We start from the raw sequence: 23,343 nt of genomic DNA, 5'->3' as shown, positions 1-23,343 counted from the left end.
TGGGCCGGCCAACGGCCGGCGGGTACGCGCCAACGCATGCGCGCTGCCGCCCCACAATTCGCGTTGCGAACTGCGGGCCCCTCTTATGAGGCTTCCACGCCCCCGCCGCTTCGCGGCCGCCCCCGAACTCCGGGGGCTCTGCACCCAACACACCGCCTGGGCCGGCCAACGGCCGGCGCTACCGTGGGGTCCCCATCCCACCGCGTGCGTTAGGATGTCGGCCTGCCGTCGCCGGACCCTTCCATGCGCCACCTTGTTGCCTCGCTCGCCCTCATGCTCGCCTCGACCACCCTCGCCCACGCCGAAAAGCTCACCCTGGATGCCATCACCGGCCCGCTGCCGCTGTCCGGGCCGACCCTGATGAAGCCCAAGGTGGCCCCGGATGGGTCGCGCGTGAGCTTCCTGCGCGGCAAGGAGGCCGACCGCAACCAGTTGGACCTGTGGGCCTACGACATCGCCAGCGGCCAGACCCGCCTGCTGGTGGATTCCAAGGTGGTGCTGCCCGGCGATGAAACCCTGAGCGATGCCGAAAAGGCGCGCCGCGAGCGCCAGCGCATTGCCGCCATGACCGGCATCGTCGATTACCAGTGGTCGCCGGACGCGCGCACCCTGCTGTTCCCACTGGGCGGCGAACTGTACCTGTACGACCTGGACAAGCAGGGCAAGGCCGCCGTGCGCCAGCTCACCCACGGTGAGGGCTTCGCCACCGATGCCAAGCTGTCGCCCAGGGGCGGCTTCGTCAGCTTCGTGCGCGACCGCAACCTGTGGGTGATCGATCTGGCCAGCGGCCGCCAGATACAGCTCACCCGCGATGGCAGCGACACCATCGGCAACGGCGTGGCCGAATTCGTCGCCGACGAGGAAATGGACCGCCACACCGGCTACTGGTGGGCGCCGGATGATTCGGCCATCGCGTTTGCGCGCATCGACGAATCGCCGGTGCCGGTGCAGAAGCGCTACGAGATGTACGCCGACCGCACCGAAATGATTGAACAGCGCTATCCGGCCTCCGGCGACCACAACGTCACCGTCACGCTGGGCGTGATCGCCCCACGCGCCGATGCCGCGCCGCGCTGGGTCGACCTGGGCCGCAATGCGGATATCTACCTGGCCCGCGTCGATTGGCGCGACCCGCAGCAGCTGACCTTCCAGCGCCAGTCGCGCGACCAGAAAACCCTGGAGCTGATCCAGGCCGATCTGCAAAGCGGCAAGCAGCGCACGCTGGTCACCGAAACCTCGCCGACCTGGGTGCCGCTGCACAACAGCCTGCGCTTCCTCAAGCAGGGCGGCTTCCTGTGGTCGTCCGAGCGCAGCGGTTTCCAGCACCTGTACCGCATCTCCGATGACGGCAGGACCGTCACCGCGCTGACCTCCGGCAACTGGCCGGTGGACGAACTGTTGGCGGTGGATGAGGCCGCCGGCAAGGTCTACTTCCGCGCCGGGGTGGATTCATCGCGCGAAAGCCAGATCTACGCCGTGCCGCTGCAGGGCGGGGCGCTGCAGCGCCTGTCGCAGGCACCGGGCATGCACAGCGCCAGTTTCGCCGGCAACGCCAGCGTATACGTGGACAGCTGGTCCAACACCACCACCCCGCCGCAGATCTCCCTGCACCGCGCCACGGGCGAAAAGATCGCCACGCTGGTGGAAAACAACCTGACCGATCCCAGCCACCCGTATGCGCGCTACCTGGACGCGCAGCGCCCGGTCACCTTCGGCACGCTCACCGCGGCCGATGGGCGCACCCCGCTGCACTACAGCCTGATCACCCCGGCCGGTTTCGACCCGACCAAGCGCTATCCGGTGGTGGTGTACGTGTATGGCGGCCCGGCCAGCCAGACCGTGACCGACAGTTGGCCCGGCCGCGGCGACCACCTGTTCAACCAGTACCTGGCCCAGCAGGGCTACGTGGTGTTTTCGCTGGACAACCGCGGCACCCCGCGCCGGGGCCGCGATTTCGGCGGTGCGCTGTACGGCGTGCAGGGCACGGTGGAAGTGGCCGACCAGCTCAAGGGCGTGGAATGGCTCAAGCAGCAGCCGTGGGTGGACCCGGCGCGCATCGGTGTGCAGGGCTGGTCCAACGGCGGCTACATGACCCTGATGCTGCTGGCCAAGGCCTCGGACCAGTACGCCTGCGGCGTGGCCGGCGCACCGGTCACCGACTGGGGCCTGTACGACACCCATTACACCGAGCGCTACATGGACCTGCCGGCGCGCAACGCCAAGGGGTATGAAGATGCGCGCGTGTTGGCCCACATCGACGGCCTGCGTTCGCGCCTGCTGCTGATCCATGGCATGGCCGACGACAACGTGCTGTTCACCAACTCCACCGAGCTGATGAGCGCGCTGCAGAAGCGTGGCCAGCCGTTCGAGCTGATGACCTACCCGGGCGCCAAGCACGGCCTGTCGGGCAGCAATGCACTGCACCGTTACCGCCTGGCCGAGGATTTCCTGGGCCGTTGCCTGAAACCGTAACGCTTTGTCATGCTCCAACCTCCTGAAATTCCCGGCGCCGTGCGCGCCGGTTGGTGGTGCCGCCATTGGCGCTGGGCCATGCCGCTGGCGGTGTTGGCGGTGCTGCTCGTAGTGACGGCGCTGGTCTGGCTGGCGCTCACCCACTGGTCGCGCTGGAGCCGCGGCAGCGAGCCGTACCAGGAAGCCATGCGCCGCGCACGCTGCAGCATCGAACTGGTGGCGGTGCTGGGCGAGCCGATCCAGGACGGATTCCTGCCCAGCGGCAGCATGCAGCGCACCGCCGGTGGCGGGGGCACCAGTGACTTCGTGGTGTCGCTGTCCGGGCCGCGCGGCACCGCCGAGCTGTACCTGGAAGCGCGCCGCGAGAAGGGTCTGTGGGACTACCCGCTGCTGTACGCGATCACTGGCAAGGGCGAGGCGATCGACCTGACCGCGCTGGACGATGCCGAGGCGGCCCAGCTGTGCGCCCTGCAGGAGTGCCGGGAACAGGGCCATTGCCCGCTGCCGGGCGGGCGCTGGGGCAGCTGAGCGGCAGCCATGACCTCCGGCCGATTGCCGCTGCCCCGCTGAGTGCGTAGGGTCGCAGGCAACCGCTCACTGGAGTCCTGCATGAAGCCGCTTGCCCTTGCCGTTGCGTTGGCCCTTTCCGTCCCCGCCGCGCTCAGTGCGCCGCCGGCCTTCGCTGCCACTCCTGCCGCCACCCAGGCCCCGGCCAGTGCGGCCTGGGTGACCCGCAGCAACGAGCTGGCGCAGATCCTGCTTGATGCGCAGGGCCCGTTCCAGCCGGAAGAAACCGGCTTCTTCGGCGTACCCGGCTACGACGACAAGGTGGCCGATTTCGGTCCGGACAATGCCAAGCGCTACCGCGCCGCGATGGCCAAGGCGCGCGACCAGCTGAAGGCCAGGCTGGCCACCGAGCGCGACCTGAACGTGCGCCAGGACCTGGCGATCATGATCGCCGCCGCCGACGAGAACATCCAGGGCAGCGAACTCAACGAAAAGTACCTGCTGCCGTGGAGCGATACCCCGCAGACGGTATTCAGCGGCATCAACCTGCTGCTGTCCGACCAGGTCCCGGCCGAGCGCCGTGCCAAGGCGCTGGACCGCCTGAAGGCCTATGCCGGCCTGGCCCCGGGCACCACCGCCATCACCACGCTCTCGCGCCAGCGCTACGAAGAGCGCCTGGCCGACAAGAGCCTGCTGCAGCCGACCCGCATCGAAGTCGAGCAGTCGCTGGCCAACGTCGATACCTACATCACCGGTATCGAAAAGCTGTTCGAAAAGTACAAGATCGCCGGCGCCGACGAGGCGCTGAAAACCATCGCCACCCAGCTGCGCGAGTACCGCGATTGGACGAAGAGCGACGTGCTGCCCAAGGCACGCGCCGACGCGCGCCTGCCCGAACCGCTGTACGCTTTCCAGCTCAAGCGCGTGGGGATCGACATCGACCCGAAGCTGCTCATGCAGCGTGCGCAGCTGGAATTCATGGAAACCCGTTCGGCGATGCGCCAGCTGGCGCCGCTGGTGGTGAAGGCCAAGGGCCTGAACGTTGCCGACCCGACCGACCCGGTGGCGGTGATCCGGGCGCTGAAGGGCGACAAGATCGCCGACGACCAGCTTGAGCACCACTACCGTGGCGTGATCGATGCGATCGACCCGATCATCCGCGCGCAGAAGATCGTGGATGTGCCGCAGCGCCCGATGCAGATGCGCCTGGGCTCGGCGGCCGAAAGCGCCGCCTCGCCGGCACCGCACTTCCTGCCGGCGCCGCTGGTGGGCAACACCGGGCAGCAGGGCACCTTCGTGCTGCCGCTGGGCAACCCGGCCGCCGGCGAAAAGGCCGCACAGTACGACGACTTCAACTTCGGTTCGGCGGCGTGGACGCTGAGCGCGCACGAAGGCCGCCCGGGCCATGAGCTGCAGTTCACCGCGATGGTGGAGCGGGGCGTGTCGCTGGCACGCACGATGTTCGCTTTCAACTCGGTGAACGTGGAAGGCTGGGCGCTGTATGCCGAGGCCGAAATGGTGCCGTACGAGCCGCTGGACGGCCAGCTGATCGCGCTGCAGTTCCGCCTGCTGCGCGCCGCACGCGCCATGCTCGACCCGATGCTCAACCTGGGCCTGATCGATCGGGCCAAGGCCGAGCGCGTGCTGATCGACGAAGTGGGCCTGTCCCAGGCGATGGCCACCCAGGAGTTGGACCGGTATATGGTGCGCATGCCCGGCCAGGCCGGCAGCTACTTCTACGGCTACACGCGGATTCTGGAACTGCGCATGCAGACCGAGCTGGCGCTGGGTGAGAAGTTCGATCGCCTGGCGTTCAACAACTTCCTGCTCGACCAGGGCCTGCTGCCGCCGGACCAGCTGGCAAAGGCGGTCAACGAGGTGTTCATCCCCAAACACCGGTAACGGCGTCGGGGAATCCCCAACACCGCCAACGGTGGAAGCGGAATCGCCAACCACCGGTAACGGTGGAAGGGAATTGGTAGCGCCGGCCGTTGGCCGGCCCGCATGAACGCCGGAAGCATCGCAAGGGCCGGCCAACGGCCGGCGCTACCGGTCAGTTGGTCGGCCTGATCGTCTGCACCGGCAGACGGTCGGTCGGCGGTGGATTGGGAACCCAGATCGCAATACCTGCCGCGCGCTTCTGCGTGGTCGGAATACCGATGCCCACGCCGCCGCCGCTGTGCGAACCGTAGCTGCCGCCGCCCACTGACATACCGCCGCCCGAGCTGCTTGATTCCACGCCCATCAAGATGACCCCGTTGGCGCCCAAGGCCGCGGCTTCCTTCTTCAACCGCGCCACGACCGCGTCGGTCTGCCCCTGCGTACCGAAGCCCACCGCGCTGGACGATTCCAGCTGCGCGATTTCAATCGACCCCGGCGGCGGGGTGGAATAGATCTGCACCAGCGCCGGATCGGTCGGCGCGCGGGTCTGGCCCAGCATCACCCGCGACGTGCTGGCGCAGCCGGTCACGACCAGCAGCGCACCCAGCAGTGGAAGGATTCGAATGTTCATGGGCTACCCCTGTTGTTCGGCCTGGTCGGCCTGCGCCTGGATCATCCGGGCTGGCCACTGAATCGGCGCCAACCCCGCCCCGCAACGGTAGCACCGCCCGGCTGAGTCTGCCGCCATCCCGTCTTGTCATCGCCATCACGCGCCGCTGGCACGACTTTGCGCTAGGCTGCGGTGAGCAATCCAGGCAAGGAAACGGGGCATGGGACTGATCAGTCTGTTGTGGGGTGTGCTGGCACTGTTGTGGATGATCCTCGCGCTGATTCCGCTGCTGGGCTGGGGCAACTGGTTCCTGATTCCCTTTGCCGCCGTGGGCGCGGTGATCGGCGCGCTGGGCATCCTGTTCACCCACCCGACCAAGCGCGGCCGTGCCTGGACCGGGCTGCTGCTCAACGCCGTGGTGGTGGTGGTGGGCATCGTGCGCCTGTCGCTGGGCGGCGGCATCCTCTGATTTCCCTGCGACGCTCGGTCGCACCGGCCGGGATGTCGCAGGCAAGGGCGTAGAATGGCCGCCCCATGATCATTCGTCCCCGCCCCCACGGCTGGCAGCTGCTGTACATCCTGCGCGGCTCCATCGTGCCTGCCATTGCGCCCAAGGTGGCCGCCATCTTCTTGCTGGCCGTTGCCGTGGCCGCCTTCGCCGAGCTGGCCCATCCGCCGGGCATCGAGCGCGTTTCCGTCGCACCGTTCACCCTGCTGGGCCTGGTGCTGTCCATTTTCCTCAGCTTCCGCAACAACGCGTGTTTCGACCGCTGGTGGGAAGCGCGCAAGCTGTGGGGCCAGCTCATCTATGAATCGCGCAGCCTGGCGCGGTTGTGCAGTACGCTGCTGGTCGAACAGCCGGCGCGTGCCGACCGCATCTGCCGCCTGGCCATCGCCTTCGCGCACGCGCTGGCCGCCCGCCTGCGCGGCCAGGACGCCGCGTTGGCCGGCCTGCCCTGGGTGCCCGAGGCCGACCGCGAGCGCTATGCGCAACGCCAGAACGTACCGGACCAGCTGCTGGCGATGATCGCGGTGGAAACGGCCGCCGCCCTGCGCGCCGGTGAGATCGACACGATCCTGTATGCCCAGTTCGAAACCCGCCTGCATGCGCTGTCCAGCATCCAGGCCGGCTGCGAACGCATCCTGCTCACGCCGCTGCCGTTCGCCTACACCCTGCTGCTGCACCGCTGTGCGTGGCTGTTCTGCGTGCTGCTGCCATTCGGCCTGGCCAGCGCGCTGGGCTGGGCCACCCCGGTGGTGTCGGCGGTGCTGGCCTACGCCTTCTTCGGGCTGGACCAGCTGGGCGAGGAAATGGAAGAGCCGTTCGGGCTGGAGCCCAACGACCTGCCGCTGGATGCGATGGTACGCACCATCGAAATCGACCTGCTCGACAGCCTGGGCGTGCGCCCGCTGCCTGAACCCCTGCAACCGCAGCGCTACCTGCTGCAGTAACCCCATTCCGTCTGGAGCATCCTCATGGCCCACCCCGACTACCGCCCCCGCCGCATGCGCCACGACGAGTTCTCGCGCCGGCTGATGCGCGAAAACACGCTGACCACCGATGACCTGATCTACCCGGTGTTCGTGCACGAACTGTCCGGGCGTGCCCCGGTGGCGTCGATGCCGGGCGTGGAACGGCTGTCGATCGAGGAGCTGCTGAAAGTGGCCGAGGAAGCACTGGAACTTGGCATTCCGGTCATCGATCTGTTCCCGGTGATCGACCCGGCCGGCAAGAGCCTGGATGCGGCCGCGGCATGGGACGAGAACGGCCTGGCGCAGCGGGCGATCCGCGCGCTGAAGTCGCGCTTCCCCGAGCTGGGGGTGATGACCGACGTGGCGCTGGACCCGTACACCACCCACGGCCAGGACGGAATCATCGACGACAAGGGTTACGTGCTCAACGACACCACCGTGCAGGCGCTGGTCAGGCAGTCGCTGTCGCATGCCGAAGCCGGCGTGGACATCGTCTCGCCGTCGGACATGATGGACGGCCGCATCGGCGCCATTCGCCGCGCGCTGGATGCCAACAGCCACGTCAACGTGCGCATCATGGCCTATTCGGCCAAGTACGCCTCGGCGTTCTACGGCCCGTTCCGCGACGCGGTGGGCAGCTCGGCCAGCCTGGGCAAGGCCGACAAGAAGACTTACCAGATGGACCCGGCCAACGGCGACGAGGCCATGCGCGAAATCGCGCTGGACCTGGAAGAGGGTGCCGACATGGTGATGGTCAAGCCGGGCATGCCCTACCTGGACCTGGTGCGCCGGGTGAAGCAGCAGTTCGGCGTGCCCACCTTTGCGTACCAGGTCAGTGGCGAGTACGCGATGATGAAAGCGGCCTTCGCCAATGGCTGGCTGGACGAGCGCGCCTGCGTGCTGGAGTCGCTGATCGGCTTCAAGCGGGCAGGTGCCGATGGCGTGCTGACCTATTTCGCGCCGCAGGTGGCGCGTTGGCTGCGCGAACGCTGACAATACGCGTCAACACGCAGACAGGAGCAGGACGATGCAGACGATGGGATGGGTGCAATGGTTGACCTGGGGCACCGGCGTGCTGGTGTTTGCCGTGGTGATCGGCCTGGTCATCCGCGGCGTGGTGCGTGCCGCGCGGCGCGCGCCCGAGCAACCCTCCGCCGCCGCGCGCCTGGCGCGCGAAGCCAACCTGCCACCGGCGGTGCAGGCCGCGTTGGCCGCGCTGAACCAGCGCAAGGACAACGGCGAGATCAGCGAAGCCGAGTACGAACAGCAGCGCGCCGCCTTGCTGCGCGCGCACTGAGGCAGCCGGGCAGAGCCCGGCTCTACGCGGCGTTGCCCGCCGCGCAACGCGCCGCGCGCACCCACCGTAGCGCCGGGCTCTGCCCGGCCGCTCTTCGCCTCAGCGGCAAACCATCATCGGCGCCCGCATCCGATAGACATCCAACCCACCGGCCTTCGGCGACCGCGCCTGCCCAGCCACCACCATCTCGCCCGGCTTGGACGCATCCACCACCGGCGCCCCGGTCTGCCCGTCGGCGGTATTGAACGACAACCCCAACGGCACCGCCGGCTTGCGGTAATCGCACCCCACCACCCACACCTGCGAGTGCCCGCCCACCACCCGGGTCACCGCCAGCGCCCCGTCATTGCCCAGCCATTCACCGCCCAGCTCATCGGCCGCGCTGTTGAGCGGCGCCGGCAGCGCCGTCGCGGTGTTGAAACCCCGGCCCTGCGCCGTTGCCACGAACAGATCGAACCCCTGGGTACCCTTGCCATTGCGGGCGAACAACAGCGCCTGCCCATCCGGTCGCACCGCCGGGCGGCGCTCATCAGCGGCGGTATTGACCGTCACCGGCATCGCCAGCACGGTACCGAAGCTGCCGTCCTCCCGGATCATCACCCCGTACAGATCGAACCCACCGCGCCCGCTGTCGCGGTTGGAGGCAAAGTACAGCCAGGCACCGTCATGGCTGAAGAACGGATCCACTTCATCCCCGGCAGTGTTGAGCGCCAACGGGGCCGGGTCCTGCCAGCGCCCGTCGCGCAGCTGGGCCTGCCACAGGTCCCAGCCGCCGGCCCCGCCGGCCCCGCCGGCCCGGTCGCTGGCCCACACGATCCGCTTCCCGTCCGGCGCGATGGTGGCCTGGGCTTCATTGGCCTTGGTCGACACCACCCCCATGCCTTCGATGCCGAACTCGGAAAGCGCCATCGCGCCCGGTGCGGAGAGTAAACTCAGGCTCAGCGCGAGCAGAGACAAGGGAGTGCGCATAGTCGCTTCCGTTGGGGTTTGCGTTTCAATCCAGGCCCGGAGTTTAAGACACCCATGACCGCCCGTTACGCCGTATTCGGCCAGCCCATCGCCCACTCGCAGTCGCCGCACATCCATGCCGCGTTCGCCCGCCAGGAGGGCATCGCGCTGGATTACCAGGCCATCGAGGCGTCACCGGCCGATTTCCCCGCCGAACTGGAGAGGTTCGCCGCCGCCGGCGGCGTGGGCGCCAACGTCACCGCGCCGCTCAAGGAAATCGCCTTCGGGCTCTGCAGGACCTTCACCTCGCGCGCCAAGCTGGCCGGCTCGGTCAACACGCTGCTGCGCAAGGACGGGTACTGGCACGGCGACACCACCGATGGTGTGGGCCTGGTGCGCGACCTCACCGAGCGCCACAGCCTGGACCTGCGCGGCCGCCGCGTGCTGTTGCTGGGGGCCGGTGGCTCCGCGCGCAGCGTGGCGCCTGCGCTGCTGGATGCCGGCATCCTTGAGATGGTGGTGGTCAATCGCACTCCCGAGCGCGCAGACCAGCTGATCGATGCGATCGGCGAGCCGGGCCGCGCGCGTACCCGCTACTGGAAGGATCTTCACGAACTGGGCGATTTCGAACTGATCGTCAACGCCACATCGGCCGGCCGTGATCGCAACGAGGAGTTCAAGCTGCCGCTGTCGCTGGTCAACAGCATGACCACCGCCGTGGACCTGAATTATGGCGAAGCCTCCTTTGCCTTCCTGGCCTGGGCGCGCTCAGCGAAGTGCCGCAACATGGTCGACGGCCTCGGCATGCTGGTGGAGCAGGCCGCCACCAGCTTCCAGCAGTGGCACGAAGTGCGCCCGGAAACCGACCCGGTGTATGCCGAACTGCGCGCCCGCCATGCACTGGCGGGCGAGGAATGAGCGGCAGCACGGACCTGCTGCTCAGCCTGCTGGGCATGGTCGCGCTGCGCCTGCCGGTGCTGATCGCGTTGGCGGTGTCGCTGGTGTGGGTGGTGGACGCCCCGCGCGGCACCATCCGCAGCGTGGCCCTGTGGTCGCTGGCCCTGCTGCTGGTCGCCAGCCTGGCCGGGCTGGTGCTGAACATCGTGCCGACCTGGCTGGTCCAGCGCGGTGACTACGGCAATGTGCAGATGCTGTCGTGGGTGCTGCGCGGCGGCCACTTTGCCATTGGCCTGGTCAATGCGCTGGGCACGGTGTTGCTGGTGTGGGCCATGACCCGCGCGCTGCGCAACCGCACCCTCCCGGCGGCCTGATCGGACGACCCCGGTCACGGATCTGAACCGGCGCGGAAAATCCGCGCCGGCCCGGGCCCCGGAGCATGAGAAAATACCGGCCTGATCCAGGCAGGACCTCCCCGGCGTGACCGAAAAAGTTGAAGCCCCGCGTGCGCTGAACGACGAGCTCAAGACCGTCATCCGCGATGCCTACGCCAAGCTGCAGGCCAATACCCCCGGCTTCAGCACGCGGCGTTCGCAGAGCCAGATGATCGGCGTGGTCTCGCGTGCGCTGTCGCAGAGCGGCGGGGTGGGCGTGGTCGAAGCGCCCACGGGGGTCGGCAAGAGCCTGGGTTACCTCACTGCCGGCGTGCCGATTGCGTTGGCCACCCGGAAGAAGCTGGTGATCAGCACCGGCACCGTGGCGCTGCAGTCGCAGCTGGTCGAGCGTGACATTCCCAACTTCCTCAAGGCCACCGGCCTGGAGGCCACCGTGGCGCTGGCCAAGGGCCGCACCCGCTACCTGTGCACGCGCAACGCCGCCGAAGCGCATGGCGATGGTGCCCAGGAAGGCATGTTCGAAGACGAGCAGCCGCTGTTCGACCGGCCGCTGGCGCCGATTGAAATGGACCTGGCGCAGAAGCTGAGCAAAGACTTCGTCGAAGGCCGCTGGAATGGCGACCTGGACAATGCCCCGGACACCATCAGCCCCTCGCTGCGCTCGCGCATCACCACCCCGGCCTCGGGCTGTGCGGGCCGCAAATGCGCGTACTCGGCGCAGTGCGCGGTGCTGCGCGCACGCAACACCGTGCGCGATGCGCAGATCGTGGTGACCAACCATGCGTTGCTGCTGTCGGCGCTCTCCATTGGCGAAAGCGACAACGGCCAGCCGCTGATCGCCCCGCCGTCGGACATGCTGCTGGTGCTCGACGAAGGGCACCACATCGGCAACGTCGCCATCGACCAGGGCGCGGCCAGCCTGGCCCTGGATGAAATGGCCAAGCGCACCGGGCGCCTGCAGATCCTGATCGCCGCTGCCTACCGCGCAGTGGACAAGGACAAGCTGGGCAACCTGCTGCCCAATGAAGCCATCGACGTGGCCGCGCGCGTCAGCAAGCAGCTGCGCGCCTTCCGCGATGTGATCGACCGCAGCTGGCAGCCCGACCCGACCGCGCAGGAACCGATGTGGCGCGCCCCCAACGGGCGCCTGCCGGATATCTGGATGGCCGATATCGAAGCGCTGGCCGACGACACCCGCGCGCTGTTCAACTGGGCCCACGCCGCGCAGGCGCAGGTCGCCAAGGGCAAGCCCGAAGATGCCGCGCGCGAGCGCCTGCAGCGCACGCTGGGCATGGCGCTGGAAATGATCGAACAGCAGCACAACCTGTGGACGGCCTGGCGCCGCGAAGACAAGGAAGGCCAGCCGCCGTTCGCGCGCTGGGTGACGCTGTCGCGCGATGGCGACCTGATCCTGCACGGCTCGCCGGTGTCGGCCGCCAACGTGCTGCGCAAACTGCTGTGGGACGAAGTGGATTCGGTGGTGATGACTTCCGCCACGCTCACCGGCGGCGGCGATTTCCAGGCACTGGCGATCGACAACGGCATTCCCGATGAAGCCGAGATGGTTTCACTGGCCTCGCCGTTCGACCTGCCCAACCAGGCCGAACTGATCGTGCCCAACTTCCCGGTCACCCCGGATGACCGGGAGGGCCATCCGAAGGAAGTGGCCAAGTACCTGGTCAAGGAACTGGACTGGAGCAAGGGCAGCATCGTGCTGTTCACCTCGCGCTGGAAGATGGAGAAAGTGGCCGAGCTGATGCCGGCCGCACAGCGCAGGCAGGTGCTGGTGCAGGGCGAAACGGCCAAGCAGAAGATGATCGACGAGCACCTGCGCCGCACCTCGGCCGGCGAGGGCTCGGTGCTGTTCGGGTTGAATTCGTTCGGCGAAGGCCTGGACCTGCCCGGCGAGGCCTGCACCACGGTGGTGATCACCCAGGTACCGTTTGCGGTGCCGACCGACCCGCAGACCTCCACGCTGAGCGAATGGTTCGAGAGCCGCGGCCTGAACGCCTTCAACCTGATCGCCGTCCCGCACGCGCTGCGCATGCTGACCCAGTTTGCCGGCCGCCTGATCCGCACCTCCACCGACACCGGCCGGGTGATCATCCTCGACTCGCGCCTGATCAGCCGCCGCTACGGCAAGCGCATCATCGACGCGCTGCCGCCGTTCAAGCGGATCATCGGGTGATGTGACACCGCGCCCAGCCACGCAGGGCGTGGCTCTACGCGGATTCCGTCCCCGAGGTAGAGCCACGCCCTGCGTGGCTGCGCGGTCTTACAACCGGCCCAGATCCCGCACTGCGCCTTTATCCGCACTCGTCGCCAACAGCGCATACGCCTTCAACGCCCCGGTGACCTTGCGCGGGCGTGCTTCGCGCGGCTGCCACCCCAACGCATCCTGCTCGGCACGCCGCGCCGCGAGCGCGGCCTCATCCACCAGCAGATCGATACGCCGCGCCGGAATGTCGATCCGGATCCGGTCGCCATTGCATACCAGCCCGATCACACCGCCGGCAGCCGCCTCCGGCGAGGCATGCCCGATCGACAACCCGGACGTGCCGCCAGAAAAACGCCCGTCCGTCAGCAGCGCGCACTGTTTGCCCAGCCCCTTGGATTTCAGGTAACTGGTCGGGTAGAGCATCTCCTGCATGCCCGGGCCGCCGCGTGGGCCTTCGTAGCGGATCACCACCACGTCGCCGGCTACGACCTGGTCGGCCAGGATGCCCTGCACGGCCGCGTCCTGGCTTTCAAACACGCGCGCATTGCCCTCGAACACATGGATGGATTCATCCACGCCGGCGGTCTTCACCACGCAGCCATCCTCGGCCAGGTTGCCGCGCAACACTGCCAGCCCACCTTCGGCCGAATACGCATGCGCCACATCGCGGATGCAACCGTCAGCGCGGTCCAGGTCCAATGTGGGCCAACGCGTGGCCTGGCTGAAAGCCACCTGGGTGGGAATGCCGGCCGGGCCGGCGCTGAAGAATTCATGCACGCCCGCGTCGTCGGTGACCGCCACATCCCAGCGCGCAATCGCGTCGGCCAGGGTGCGGCTGTGCACGGTGGGCACATCGGTATGCAGCAGCCCGCCGCGCGCCAGCGAACCCAGGATGGCGAACACGCCACCGGCGCGGTGCACATCTTCCATGTGGTATTTCGGCGTGTTCGGCGCCACCTTGCACAGCTGCGGCACCAGCCGCGACAACGCATCGATGGCATGCAGGTCGAAGTCCACCTCCGCTTCCTGCGCCGCCGCCAGCAGGTGCAGGATGGTATTGGTGGAACCGCCCATGGCGATATCCAGGGTCATTGCGTTTTCGAACGCTGCACGCGTGGCGATCCCGCGCGGCAGCGCCGTGGCATCTTCGCCGCCATACCAGCGGTGGCACAGCTCCACCACCAGCCGGCCGGCGCGGCGGAACAGCTGCTCGCGGTCGGCGTGGGTGGCCAGGGTCGAACCGTTGCCCGGCAGCGACAACCCCAGCGCTTCGGTCAGGCAGTTCATCGAATTGGCGGTGAACATGCCCGAACACGACCCACACGTAGGGCAGGCGCTACGCTCATATTCGGCCACCTTCTCATCGGAGGCACTGGCGTCGGCGGCGATCACCATCGCATCCACCAGGTCCAGCTTGTGCTCGGCCAGCCGGGTCTTGCCCGCTTCCATCGGCCCGCCGGAGACGAACACCACCGGGATGTTCAGCCGCAGCGCGGCCATCAGCATGCCGGGGGTGATCTTGTCGCAGTTGGAAATGCACACCAGCGCATCGGCGCAGTGCGCGTTGACCATGTACTCCACCGAGTCGGCGATGATCTCGCGGCTGGGCAGCGAATACAGCATGCCGTCGTGGCCCATGGCGATGCCGTCATCCACCGCGATGGTGTTGAACTCCTTGGCCACCCCGCCGACCTGTTCGATCTCGCGCGCTACCAGCTGGCCCAGGTCCTTGAGGTGCACGTGGCCGGGCACGAACTGGGTGAAGGAATTGGCGATGGCGATGATCGGCTTGTGGAAGTCGGCATCGGTCATCCCGGTGGCGCGCCACAGGGCGCGGGCGCCGGCCATGTTGCGGCCGGCGGTGGAGGTACGGGAGCGGTATTCAGGCATGGGGGCTGGCAGGATCTGGCGGGCCGTAGGGGCGCGTTGCCACTCGATTCTGCCCAAAAATTCCGGTTGCTGTTGCAACCGTCGGCACGGCCGATCCTGAAACGCCGTTCATCTTTTCGACTTTGCCGGTTTTGGTTGTCGGCGGCGATCAGGCATGATTGAGGGGATGACCGTACACAGGGGGCACCACGCCATGAAACGTTCCAGGACCACCGCACTGCTGCTGATGAGCGCTGCACCGCTGCTGTTCACCGCCTGCCAGAAGGATGAGGCGGTACAGGTGCAGGAAGGGCTGTACACCTCGGTGCAGGCCTGTACCGAGGCCACCGGCGACCCATCCAGCTGCCGCACCGCCTTTGCCGAAGCGCAGAAGCAGTCGGCCGATGCGGCCCCCAGGTACGCCTCGCGTGCCGAATGCGAAGCCGAGTACAACGCCGAGCAGTGCGTGGAGCAGAAGACCTCCACCGGGCATTCGTTCATCGGCCCGATGATGATGGGCTTCTTCATGTCGCAGATGCTCGGCAACCGTGGCGCTGGCCTGGCGCAGGCTCCGGCAGCCGCCCCGGCCTACCAGGACAAGGCCAAGGGCTGGGCGCGTCCGGCCCCGGGCGGCAGCGGCGGGTTGAACACCGCCAGCGGCATCGGCGCGGGCAAGGCCGGTCTGGCCCCGATCACCAGCACCCCGAACCGTGCCGTCACCGCCAGCCGCGGTGGCTTCGGCAACACCAGCAGCAGCCGCAGCAGCTACGGCGGTTGATTGAATGAAGCGTGTGCGAATCGACGAGCGCAGCCAGTGGCGCGCTCGGGCGGCCGAGTCCGGTTTCCGCTTCCACACCATCGACGGCCTGCCGTACTGGGATGAAACCGCGTACTACGCCTTCACCCTGCGCCAGATCGAGCAGGACATCGAAGACCCCAGCGCCGAGCTGCATGCGATGTCGATGGATCTGGTGGACGAGGTGGTACGCAGCGAACAGCGGATGGACCAGCTGGCGATTCCCGCTGCGTTCCGCGACTGGATCGCCGACAGCTGGCGCCGCCGCGAACCGCACCTGTACGGCCGGCTGGATTTCGCTTACGACGGCACCGGCCCGGCCAAGCTCTACGAGCTCAATTACGACACGCCGACCTCGCTGTTCGAGGCCTCGTTCTTCCAGTGGCAGTGGCTGGAAGACCAGCGCAACCAGAACCGCCTGCCGCCGCATGCCGACCAGTACAACGCCATCCATGAGGCGTTGGTGGAACGCTTCGGGCAGCTGTCGGCGCAGTTGCCGCCGCCGCTGTATTTCAGCGCCGTGGGCGCCTCGGAAGAAGACCAGGGCACCGTGGCCTACCTGCGCGACTGCGCGGCCCAGGCCGGACTGCGTGGCGAGGCGATCGCGATCGAAGACATCGGCCTGTCCGAAGACGGCCGTTTCACCGCGCTCGACGACACGGTGATCGGCAGCCTGTTCAAGCTGTACCCGCTGGAAGACCTGATGACCGAATCGTTCGGCCAGGCGCTGCCCGCATCGGGCGTGCAGCTGCTGGAACCGGCATGGAAGGCGATCCTGAGCAACAAGGGGGTGTTGCCGCTGCTGTGGCAGCGCCACCGTGGCCACCCGAACCTGCTGGCGGCCGAGTTCGACGACGGCAGCCCACTGCCGGCTGGCTGGGTGCGCAAGCCGCTGTTCTCGCGCGAAGGCGCCAATGTGGCCATGCACCTGGCCGACGGCAGCTGGCAGGAAAGCGAAGGCCCGTACACCGGCCCGGCGATCCGCCAGGCCGCGCACCCGCTCACTGCCTTCGACGGCGGCTACCCGCTGATCGGCAGCTGGATCGTGGGCGATCAGGCCTGTGGCATGGGCATCCGCGAAGACAACAGCCGGATCACCCGCGACAGCGCCCGCTTCGTCCCGCACGCGATCATCGACGAAGCCCCAACGCGTATTTACGTTTGATCTACAGCCGGGCAGAGCCCGGCTCTACAACAACCCATCGCGCTTCACTGCCAGGTAGCGCTCAACCAACGCTCCTGGCAACGCATCGGCCGTCACGTCCAGCACCATCACCCGGTGGCTGCGCAGTGCTTCATGCGCGTCGTTGCGCTGCTGCAGGTAGCGCGCGATGGCGCCGGCCTGGGTCGCATCCTGCAGCGTCTCCACTTCCTGCTCCAGCGCCACGTCCAGCTCGCGCTCGCGCAGGCTGGCCACGCAGACCAGGTGCTGGCGCTGCAGCAGGCGCACCGCCACCAGCAGGTCTTCGATGTCTTCATCGCGCACGTTGGTGACCAGCATCACCAGCGAACGCCGGCGCTGGCGCAGGCTCAGTTCGGTGGCGGCGGCCAGGTAATCGGTGGCCACCGGTTGCGCCTGCAGGTCGTAGCTGGCGCGCAGCAACGCGTCAATCGCGCCCATGCCGCGCTGTGGGGCTACCCAGCGGCTCTCGCCACCACTGGCGAACAGGCCCACGCCATCGCCCTGGCGCAGCGCCAGGTAGGACACCACCAGCGCCGCGTTGAGCACATGGTCGAAGTGCGACAGCCCGCCTTCGCTGGCCATCATGCGCCGGCCGGTGTCGATCATCAGCACCAGCTGCTGGTTCTTTTCGTCCTGGTACTCCCGCGAAATCAGCTTGCGCGCGCGCGAGGTGGCCTTCCAGTCGATCTGGCGCAGGCTGTCGCCGATGCGGTACTCGCGCATCTGGTGGAAATCGGTGCCTTCGCCGCGGCGCCGCTTGAGGTGCGCGCCTACCAGTCGTGACGCCTGTTCGGCACTGAACAGCGCAAAGCGGGTGAGCGGGGCGAAGTTGGGGTACACCCGCACCGTCATCGCCGGTGGCAGCAGGCGGCGCTGGCGCCACATCCGCCATGGCGCATGCAGTCTCAGGTGCACACCGTCGAACACGAAGCGGCCACGTGCGGTGGGGGTGAGCGTGTAGTCCACGCTGCTGGCCACCATTGGCTTGAGTGTCAGCGCACGCGGCAGCCCCTGCAGCGTCCACGCTCCCGGCACCAGGTCGAACACCTCCACGCGCTGGCGGCGGCTGGACTCAAAGCGCAGCGTGGTGCGCCGTTCGACGTTCAGCGCCAGTGCCTCGGGCAGTTCCCGCTGCACGGTGGGCGAGGGCTGCGCGCGCAGCCGCAGCAGGTCCACCAGTGCCAGCAGCGCGATCACCGCCGCAGCCGCCCACCATGCCGTGCCCGGCAGCAGGCCGAACGCCACCGGCAGCCCGAGCAGCGCCCAGCCGACCAGCAGTATCAGCAGCAGCGGGCCTGGCCTCATTTGCGCGGCGCTTCCACCTTGGCCAGCAACGCGGTCAACGCATCGTCGGCCGACTGGCCTTCGATCTGCAGTTCCGGGGCCAGCGCAATGCGGTGGCGCAGCGCCGGGCGGGCGATCTCGCGCACATCATCGGGAGTGACGAAGTCGCGGCCGGCCAGCACCGCCTGCGCACGCGCCGCGCGCACCAGCGCGATGCTGCCGCGCGGGCCGGCGCCCAGCGCGATACCGGGGAACGTGCGGGTGGCGGCAACAATGCGCACCGCGTAATCCACCACTTCCGGATCCACCGTGATCGCAGCGGTAGCCTGCTGCAGCGCGATCACCTCGGCGGCGTTGAGCACGCGCGGCACCTGCGACAGGTCGAAGTCGGCCGCGCTGCGACCGGTGGTGATCGCATCGACCATGCGCTTTTCATCTTCCAGCGCCGGGTAATCGATGATCACCTTGAGCAGGAAGCGATCCAGTTGGGCTTCGGGCAGCGGGTAGGTGCCTTCCTGCTCCACCGGGTTCTGCGTGGCCAGCGCCAGGAACGGCGGGTTCAGCGCGAACGCCTTGCCTTCGATGGTGACCTGGCCTTCCTGCATCACTTCCAGCAGGGCGGACTGGGTCTTGGCCGGGGCGCGGTTGATTTCATCGGCCAGCAGCAGGTTGGTGAACACCGGGCCGCGACGGATCTTGAAGCTCTCCGATTTCGGGTCGTACACGGCGTGGCCGCTGACGTCGCTGGGCATCAGGTCCGGGGTGAACTGCACGCGGCCGTAATCCAGTTCCAGCGCCTGCGCCAAGGCACGCACCAGCAGGGTCTTGCCCAGGCCGGGCACGCCTTCGATCAGCACGTGGCCACCGGCCAGCAGCGCGATCAGGATCTGGTCGAGCACCTCGGGCTGGCCGATGAAGGCGCGGCCCACGGCGTCGCGCACGGCATCGACGCGTTCGACCAGGCTCTGGCCGCTCAGCGCGGGCGGGGACAACGGCGGCGGAGCGGTTGGCTCGGTCATAGCAGGTTTCTCATCTGGATCAGCAGGCGGATGCGGTCACGCAGGGCCGCGACATCTTTCGATGGCGGCACCTGCAGGGCGGTCTGGACACGGGAATGCGGCCATTGCAGCAGGCTGGCGATGGCGTGCACCTGCGCCTCGCCGCTCAGCGCGGCGGCGGTGGGCGCGCGCCGCCGCAGCCGCGCCAGGAAGGCGCGGCGCGTGGCGTCGTACAACAACGGTGCCTTGCCATAGCGCAGCAGGTGTTCGCCGCTGGCATGCACGTGTTCAAGCAGCGAGCGGCGTTCGGTGGCCGGCGCCGGCAGCAGGCTGCCCAGCCGCTGCGCGCGCTGCCACAGCCAGCCCAGCAGGGCCAGCAGCAGCGGCACCCACACCGGCCAGCCCTGGTAGAAGATGCGCGACCACAGCGTGGGCGGGCGCGAGCCGTAGACCAGCCACACCGTGCCTTCGGCGTAGTTCGGGCCAAGCACATGGCGGGTCAGGTCGCGGTGGGCGATGTCGTGCAGGCCATCGGCCAGGCTGCCTTCGGGGTCTGCCGCATCGAAGGCGCGCGGAGTGCCTTTCAGGAACTCCATGTCCGACAACACGTCGACGGTGCCTGCGCCCTTGCGCAGCCGCACGAACACCAGACCCTCGTCATCGCCCCATTCGCGCTCCACGCGGATGCCCTCGGGCACCTCCACGCCAAAGCGGCGGCCGCTGCAGAACTCGGAGTGGCCGGGGTCATCGGCAATGTGGAAGGCCTTGCAGGCGCTGTCGTAATACCCGGTATCCACGCCCAGCGCCTCCAACAACGGGCCCTGCGGCGCGTCTTCGTCCTTGGACAGCGGCGGGGTGCGCAACAGCAGGTGGCCACCACGTTGAACCCAGTCGAGCAGGGCCTGCGCAGTGGGCGCGGGCACATCGGCGTTGTCCTGCAGCAGCACCAGGGTGTCGTCTGGCTTGAGCTGCATGCGTGGCAGGTCGAGGCGCGGGCTGGAATGCACGGTGATGCCATCGGCGCGCAGCGCCTGGCCCAGTACGTACAGCGGGTTGTAACTGGCCTGGCCCTGCGGCGGCAGGTGTTCTGTATGGGCCACCCGCTCATGGCTGCGCAGGAACAGGATCGCCAACGGCACGCCCAGCACCAGCATCACGCCCAGCACCAGCAACCAGCGCAGGCGGGCACTCATGCGCGCCACCGGAACTGCGTCTGCAGGATGGTGGCCAGGTCGTCGAATTCCTCCTGCCCGGGCAGGCGCCCAGCGTAGGCGGCGTACTGCCACACCCGCACAATGCGGGCGAACAGGGTGCGGTCGGCCTCCACCGGCATGCGCCGCGAGGCGCGCAGGCATTGCGCTTCGGTCGCGCCCGGTGGCAGCACCACCTCGGCGCGCTCGCTCATCGATTCCACGCTGGCCCGGTACAGCAGCGCCAGCGCCTGGCGCGGGCGGCCCTGCTGCCACAGGTCGCGCGCGCGCGCGGCCGGATCGGGCGGAATGACGTCGGGCAGTTCCACCGCTTCTTCGACCACCGGATCGAGTGCCCTGCGCCGCGTTGCGCCGGTACCTCGAAGCCAGCGCAACCACCACGGCGCAGTAGCGATCAGCCCCACGACCAACAGGCCGACCAGGCCCCACAGAATCCACTCGGCGATCTGCGCGGGCAGGCGCGGACCGCGGGCGAAGGGATTGCGGTTCTTGTCCGCATCGTCCTTCTTCTTGTTCTTCTCCGCCTCGCTGAGCGTGCGCTCCCAGCGTTTCACTTCGCGGGTGGGCGTCACCAGTGGATCTTCGTAGGCGCGCTGCACCGCCTGGCGGAAGCCGGCGGTGTCCGGCGTGCCGCCGAAGATCACGGCCGGGGTATTGGACGGGTCGTCGGCCGGCACCGCGTCGGCCTCGTCTTCCTCATCGTCTTCGGGGTCTTCGTTTGCGTCAGTGGGTGCGGCGCAGCGGGGTGCTTCTGACGGCTCCTGCGCGCGCAGCCCACCCATCGGCCAGCAGAGCACCAGCGCCAGCACCAGCAACGGCGCGGCCTGCTGCAGGCGATCACGCATGCGGCGGAACGCGATCTCCACATCCCACGCTTCCATTTCGGTGCGGCGGTTGAGGTACAGCGCGAAACCGGCACCGGCGTAGAACGGACCGATCAACGTGGCGGCCAGCCAGAACAGGGCATTCACCCCCAGCTGCGCCCACGCCGGCATGTTCTCGCGCACCATTTCCCACGCTGCGCGCCACGAATCGGACAGCAGTTCCAGCGGCACGAACAGGAAGATCGCCGCGATGCAGCCGCTGACGATCACCAGCTCGAACACCATGCACATCCCGGTGAGCAGCACGGCATGCCCGAACGTGCCGCTGAGCACGGCGCGGCGGCGCACGCTGCGTTGCGCCGCGTCGCTGCCCTCGAGCAGGTTCACCGGCAGCAGCAGCGAGCGGAACGGGCTGAAGCGGCGCCAGCCCAGGTAGCCCCAGAACCCGCTCCAGCCCCAATGCCGCTGCGCACGCAGGGTCTGCAGCGGGTGCGGCTCGTCGCCGAACACACCGCGCGAGATCACATACAGCGCGATCCGGTCCGAGACCGGCTTTAGCCACCACATCAGCAGCCAGGCCCAGCCGAAGGCATCGGCCCACCACGCGGTGGCGTTGATCACGGCGAACAACGGCAGCGACACCGCGATCACCGGCAGCCAGATCGCCCGCGCATGCCGCCGCACCAGTGCCGTGCCCAGCTCCATGGCCTCCCATTCGGAGCGCGCGCGCAGGGTGACGTTGAGCTGGTCAATCCGCATGACCGCCCCCGCGCCCACCGCGCCACAGCCATGCGAACACCAGCGTCCACAACACGGCGGCCACGCTGTACTTGCCCCAGGCGGGTACCGCCGCAATGGAGGACCAGAATGCTTCGATGAAGGCGGCCACCAGCAGCATGGCCGCTACCCCCAGGCACAGGCGGGCCCCGATGGTCCCGCCTTCCACCAGCGCATCGATGCGCGGCCGCCGGCCGGGCGCCAGCAGCTTCATGCCCAGCTGCAGGCCGGCGCCGCCGGCGATGACGATCGCAGTCAGCTCGAATGCGCCATGGCCGGCCACGAAGCGCCAGAACGGATCGCCGTGGCCGATGTGCTGCAGGTGGCCGGCCGCCGCGCCGATGGTGAGCCCGTTGAACAGCAGCACCAGTACCGTGCCCAGGCCAGCCAGCAGCCCGCTGGCGAACGTACGCAGGCCGATGCTGATGTTGTTCATGATGTAGTAGCCGAACATCATCCAGTCCGTGCCGCTGTCACGGCCCAGGTTCGGCGAGGCCGGGTTGTACATGCGCTCCAGCGAGGCGATCTCGCTGTTGTCCATCAGCATGTGGATCACATCCGGGTGCCACTGGATCACCGCGAAGCTGCCCACCAGCGGCAGCACGAACAGCGCGGTGGCCACCCACATGCTGCGCGCCTGGCTGCGCACCAGCAGCGGGAAATCGGCGAGCAGGAATTCCAGCGCGCGGCGCCAGCGCGGCGGCGGCGTGCGGTACAGCAGGCCGTGCCCCTGTTGCATCAGCAGCTGCAGGCGCGCCACCAGCTGCGGGCTGTAGCCGCGCTTGCGGGCCAGCGCGAGCTGCTGGCACAGGCGGCGGTAATGCTGCGGAACGTCTTCATCGTTGAGCGCGGACGGGTCGGGCGAGCGGCGGGCGTGCCGTGGGCGGTCACCGCGCAGCGCCAGCCAGCGTTCCAAGGCCTGCCATTCGCCCTGGTACCGGGCAACGAACTGCTCCTGCCTCATCGGCGCCCCAACAGCCAGTTGGCGATGGCATACAGGCGCAGCACGCCGACCTGGCCCTGGCCACCGCTGATCGGCGCGGCCACTGCCGCCAGTTCCTGCTGGCGTGGGCCGGACAGGCGCGGTGCGCGTTCGGCGAACGCGATGATCGCGGCCTGTTCGGCCGGCTGCAGCGGTTGCGGCGGTGCCAGTACGGTATCGATGGCCACGCTGGCCGACCACGGCCGGCCACTGTCATGCACCACCACGGTGCCGGCCACCAGGTCGCCCAGGCGCCGGCCATTGCGATCGAACAGGCTCGACAGCAGCCCCAGTGCATAGCCGAACGGCAGCATGTCCACGGTGCGCAGCAGGTTGCGGGTGATGGCGGCCATCCAGCCGATCGGCGCGCCGTCCTGGGCCACCACGCGCAGGCTCATGACGCGTTTGCCCAGGGTGCGGCCCCAGCAGGCCTCCTGCACGATGGTGTAGGCCCACATCAGCAGGAACATCAGGCCGAGGTAGAGGCCCTGGCCGAACTCGCCCAGGAAGGCCAGCGGGATGCTCAGCAACAGCAGCGCCGCCACGCGGATGACGAAGTCGATGCCCCAGGCCAGCGCCCGCGGCACCGGGCCGGCCGCCGGCAGGTGCAGGGGCACGCCTTCAGGCGTGATCACTTCACGGTAGGTATCCAGCATCGGCGCGCTCATGCGCACTCGTCGCTCCGGACGGCTGCCAACGGCATGCGGTTCTCGACTGCTTC

21 protein-coding genes are annotated in these 23,343 nt (G+C 68.4%); 12 read left to right on the top strand and 9 right to left on the bottom strand.

Annotated elements, in window-relative coordinates; all coding sequences use genetic code 11:
- Nucleotides 1-243: 243 nt before the first annotated feature.
- The 3 genes from WIX41_RS08245 (at nt 244) to WIX41_RS08235 (ending at nt 4,881) form a co-directional block, all read left to right on the top strand.
- Entirely contained in the window at nt 244-2,472 is a 2,229-nt protein-coding gene (locus WIX41_RS08245) for a S9 family peptidase (RefSeq protein WP_339446599.1), read from the top strand.
- Between the two features lie 9 nt (nt 2,473-2,481).
- A complete protein-coding gene (locus WIX41_RS08240; protein WP_339446598.1) occupies nt 2,482-3,000 on the top strand; it encodes a cytochrome c oxidase assembly factor Coa1 family protein in 519 nt (172 codons plus the stop codon).
- Nucleotides 3,001-3,081: 81 nt separating this feature from the next.
- Nucleotides 3,082-4,881 (top strand): DUF885 domain-containing protein, encoded by a 1,800-nt coding sequence (locus WIX41_RS08235; RefSeq protein WP_339446597.1) that lies wholly within the window; start codon nt 3,082-3,084, stop codon nt 4,879-4,881.
- 151 nt (nt 4,882-5,032) lie between these two features.
- On the opposite strand, the gene WIX41_RS08230 is transcribed toward WIX41_RS08235, so the two are convergent.
- Nucleotides 5,033-5,491 (bottom strand): hypothetical protein, encoded by a 459-nt coding sequence (locus tag WIX41_RS08230; protein ID WP_339446596.1) that lies wholly within the window; start codon nt 5,489-5,491, stop codon nt 5,033-5,035.
- Nucleotides 5,492-5,690: 199 nt separating this feature from the next.
- On the opposite strand from WIX41_RS08230, the gene WIX41_RS08225 reads away from it, so the two are divergent.
- From WIX41_RS08225 to WIX41_RS08210, 4 genes are all read left to right on the top strand, one after another.
- Nucleotides 5,691-5,939, top strand: a complete 249-nt coding sequence (locus WIX41_RS08225) for a hypothetical protein (protein WP_339446595.1) — start codon at nt 5,691-5,693, stop codon at nt 5,937-5,939.
- A 65-nt stretch (nt 5,940-6,004) separates the two neighbouring features.
- Nucleotides 6,005-6,922 (top strand): bestrophin family protein, encoded by a 918-nt coding sequence (locus WIX41_RS08220; RefSeq protein WP_339446594.1) that lies wholly within the window; start codon nt 6,005-6,007, stop codon nt 6,920-6,922.
- 24 nt (nt 6,923-6,946) lie between these two features.
- Nucleotides 6,947-7,936 carry a porphobilinogen synthase gene (gene hemB / locus WIX41_RS08215; RefSeq protein ID WP_339446593.1) on the top strand — a complete coding sequence of 330 codons (990 nt, stop codon included), beginning with the start codon at nt 6,947-6,949 and terminating at the stop codon, nt 7,934-7,936.
- Nucleotides 7,937-7,970: 34 nt separating this feature from the next.
- Nucleotides 7,971-8,240, top strand: coding sequence for an SHOCT domain-containing protein (locus tag WIX41_RS08210; RefSeq protein ID WP_339446592.1), 270 nt, complete (start codon nt 7,971-7,973; stop codon nt 8,238-8,240).
- Nucleotides 8,241-8,339: 99 nt separating this feature from the next.
- On the opposite strand, the gene WIX41_RS08205 is transcribed toward WIX41_RS08210, so the two are convergent.
- A complete protein-coding gene (locus tag WIX41_RS08205) occupies nt 8,340-9,209 on the bottom strand; it encodes a TolB family protein (protein ID WP_339446591.1) in 870 nt (289 codons plus the stop codon).
- Between the two features lie 54 nt (nt 9,210-9,263).
- Here WIX41_RS08205 and aroE point away from each other — a divergent pair, with 54 nt between their 5' ends.
- The 3 genes from aroE to dinG all read left to right on the top strand — a co-directional run bounded on the left by aroE (nt 9,264) and on the right by dinG (nt 12,668).
- Complete coding sequence (gene aroE, locus WIX41_RS08200; RefSeq protein ID WP_339446590.1) at nt 9,264-10,106, top strand: shikimate dehydrogenase; 843 nt, start codon at nt 9,264-9,266, stop codon at nt 10,104-10,106.
- Entirely contained in the window at nt 10,103-10,459 is a 357-nt protein-coding gene (locus WIX41_RS08195) for a hypothetical protein (RefSeq protein ID WP_339446589.1), read from the top strand. The genes aroE and WIX41_RS08195 overlap by 4 nt, the downstream gene beginning before the upstream one ends.
- Before the next feature lie 106 nt (nt 10,460-10,565).
- Complete coding sequence (dinG, locus tag WIX41_RS08190) at nt 10,566-12,668, top strand: ATP-dependent DNA helicase DinG (RefSeq protein WP_339446588.1); 2,103 nt, start codon at nt 10,566-10,568, stop codon at nt 12,666-12,668.
- A gap of 87 nt (nt 12,669-12,755) precedes the next feature.
- On the opposite strand, the gene ilvD is transcribed toward dinG, so the two are convergent.
- Entirely contained in the window at nt 12,756-14,588 is a 1,833-nt protein-coding gene (gene ilvD / locus WIX41_RS08185) for a dihydroxy-acid dehydratase (RefSeq protein WP_339446587.1), read from the bottom strand.
- A 193-nt stretch (nt 14,589-14,781) separates the two neighbouring features.
- Between ilvD and WIX41_RS08180 the strand changes: the two genes are divergently transcribed.
- Together WIX41_RS08180 and WIX41_RS08175 are read left to right on the top strand one after the other, a co-directional pair.
- Complete coding sequence (locus WIX41_RS08180; RefSeq protein WP_339446586.1) at nt 14,782-15,345, top strand: DUF1190 domain-containing protein; 564 nt, start codon at nt 14,782-14,784, stop codon at nt 15,343-15,345.
- A gap of 4 nt (nt 15,346-15,349) precedes the next feature.
- On the top strand, nt 15,350-16,528 hold the full coding sequence (locus WIX41_RS08175; RefSeq protein WP_339446585.1) for a glutathionylspermidine synthase family protein: 1,179 nt from the start codon (nt 15,350-15,352) through the stop codon (nt 16,526-16,528).
- 24 nt (nt 16,529-16,552) lie between these two features.
- Here the strand turns inward: WIX41_RS08175 and WIX41_RS08170 are convergent, their stop codons facing one another.
- Genes WIX41_RS08170 through WIX41_RS08145 form a run of 6 tightly spaced genes read right to left on the bottom strand, consistent with a single transcriptional unit; the run spans nt 16,553 to nt 23,290 of the window.
- Nucleotides 16,553-17,851 carry a DUF58 domain-containing protein gene (locus tag WIX41_RS08170; RefSeq protein ID WP_339446584.1) on the bottom strand — a complete coding sequence of 433 codons (1,299 nt, stop codon included), beginning with the start codon at nt 17,849-17,851 and terminating at the stop codon, nt 16,553-16,555.
- On the bottom strand, nt 17,848-18,849 hold the full coding sequence (locus WIX41_RS08165; protein WP_339446583.1) for an AAA family ATPase: 1,002 nt from the start codon (nt 18,847-18,849) through the stop codon (nt 17,848-17,850). The genes WIX41_RS08170 and WIX41_RS08165 overlap by 4 nt, the downstream gene beginning before the upstream one ends.
- Entirely contained in the window at nt 18,846-20,021 is a 1,176-nt protein-coding gene (locus WIX41_RS08160) for a DUF4350 domain-containing protein (protein WP_339446582.1), read from the bottom strand. Before WIX41_RS08160 ends, WIX41_RS08165 begins: the two co-directional genes overlap by 4 nt.
- A complete protein-coding gene (locus tag WIX41_RS08155; protein WP_339446581.1) occupies nt 20,018-21,622 on the bottom strand; it encodes a DUF4129 domain-containing protein in 1,605 nt (534 codons plus the stop codon). Before WIX41_RS08155 ends, WIX41_RS08160 begins: the two co-directional genes overlap by 4 nt.
- The gene (locus tag WIX41_RS08150; protein ID WP_339446580.1) at nt 21,612-22,604 is read right to left on the bottom strand and encodes a stage II sporulation protein M; all 993 of its coding nucleotides are present in this window, start codon (nt 22,602-22,604) and stop codon (nt 21,612-21,614) included. The genes WIX41_RS08155 and WIX41_RS08150 overlap by 11 nt, the downstream gene beginning before the upstream one ends.
- Nucleotides 22,601-23,290, bottom strand: a complete 690-nt coding sequence (locus WIX41_RS08145; RefSeq protein ID WP_339446579.1) for an RDD family protein — start codon at nt 23,288-23,290, stop codon at nt 22,601-22,603. Before WIX41_RS08145 ends, WIX41_RS08150 begins: the two co-directional genes overlap by 4 nt.
- Between the last annotated feature and the right edge of the window lie 53 nt (nt 23,291-23,343).

Origin of the sequence: Stenotrophomonas sp. AB1(2024), from assembly GCF_037482345.1 — a bacterium.
Taxonomy (GTDB): domain Bacteria; phylum Pseudomonadota; class Gammaproteobacteria; order Xanthomonadales; family Xanthomonadaceae; genus Stenotrophomonas.
Note: the sequence above shows the minus strand (reverse complement) of the source record. Positions and strands in the feature narration are given on the sequence as shown.

What these genes read in the sequence shown, in the direction of transcription:
- WIX41_RS08235 (WP_339446597.1), top strand. Translation starts at nt 3,082, where the DNA reads ATGAAGCCGCTTGCCCTTGCCGTTGCGTTGGCCCTTTCCGTCCCCGCC.
- WIX41_RS08145 (WP_339446579.1), bottom strand. Translation starts at nt 23,290, where the DNA reads ATGAGCGCGCCGATGCTGGATACCTACCGTGAAGTGATCACGCCTGAA.
- hemB (WP_339446593.1), top strand. Translation starts at nt 6,947, where the DNA reads ATGGCCCACCCCGACTACCGCCCCCGCCGCATGCGCCACGACGAGTTC.
- WIX41_RS08160 (WP_339446582.1), bottom strand. Translation starts at nt 20,021, where the DNA reads ATGAGTGCCCGCCTGCGCTGGTTGCTGGTGCTGGGCGTGATGCTGGTG.
- WIX41_RS08195 (WP_339446589.1), top strand. Translation starts at nt 10,103, where the DNA reads ATGAGCGGCAGCACGGACCTGCTGCTCAGCCTGCTGGGCATGGTCGCG.
- WIX41_RS08170 (WP_339446584.1), bottom strand. Translation starts at nt 17,851, where the DNA reads ATGAGGCCAGGCCCGCTGCTGCTGATACTGCTGGTCGGCTGGGCGCTG.
- WIX41_RS08220 (WP_339446594.1), top strand. Translation starts at nt 6,005, where the DNA reads ATGATCATTCGTCCCCGCCCCCACGGCTGGCAGCTGCTGTACATCCTG.
- WIX41_RS08180 (WP_339446586.1), top strand. Translation starts at nt 14,782, where the DNA reads ATGAAACGTTCCAGGACCACCGCACTGCTGCTGATGAGCGCTGCACCG.
- WIX41_RS08230 (WP_339446596.1), bottom strand. Translation starts at nt 5,491, where the DNA reads ATGAACATTCGAATCCTTCCACTGCTGGGTGCGCTGCTGGTCGTGACC.
- WIX41_RS08245 (WP_339446599.1), top strand. Translation starts at nt 244, where the DNA reads ATGCGCCACCTTGTTGCCTCGCTCGCCCTCATGCTCGCCTCGACCACC.
- WIX41_RS08205 (WP_339446591.1), bottom strand. Translation starts at nt 9,209, where the DNA reads ATGCGCACTCCCTTGTCTCTGCTCGCGCTGAGCCTGAGTTTACTCTCC.
- WIX41_RS08225 (WP_339446595.1), top strand. Translation starts at nt 5,691, where the DNA reads ATGGGACTGATCAGTCTGTTGTGGGGTGTGCTGGCACTGTTGTGGATG.
- WIX41_RS08210 (WP_339446592.1), top strand. Translation starts at nt 7,971, where the DNA reads ATGCAGACGATGGGATGGGTGCAATGGTTGACCTGGGGCACCGGCGTG.
- WIX41_RS08175 (WP_339446585.1), top strand. Translation starts at nt 15,350, where the DNA reads ATGAAGCGTGTGCGAATCGACGAGCGCAGCCAGTGGCGCGCTCGGGCG.
- aroE (WP_339446590.1), top strand. Translation starts at nt 9,264, where the DNA reads ATGACCGCCCGTTACGCCGTATTCGGCCAGCCCATCGCCCACTCGCAG.
- ilvD (WP_339446587.1), bottom strand. Translation starts at nt 14,588, where the DNA reads ATGCCTGAATACCGCTCCCGTACCTCCACCGCCGGCCGCAACATGGCC.
- WIX41_RS08150 (WP_339446580.1), bottom strand. Translation starts at nt 22,604, where the DNA reads ATGAGGCAGGAGCAGTTCGTTGCCCGGTACCAGGGCGAATGGCAGGCC.
- WIX41_RS08240 (WP_339446598.1), top strand. Translation starts at nt 2,482, where the DNA reads ATGCTCCAACCTCCTGAAATTCCCGGCGCCGTGCGCGCCGGTTGGTGG.
- WIX41_RS08155 (WP_339446581.1), bottom strand. Translation starts at nt 21,622, where the DNA reads ATGCGGATTGACCAGCTCAACGTCACCCTGCGCGCGCGCTCCGAATGG.
- WIX41_RS08165 (WP_339446583.1), bottom strand. Translation starts at nt 18,849, where the DNA reads ATGACCGAGCCAACCGCTCCGCCGCCGTTGTCCCCGCCCGCGCTGAGC.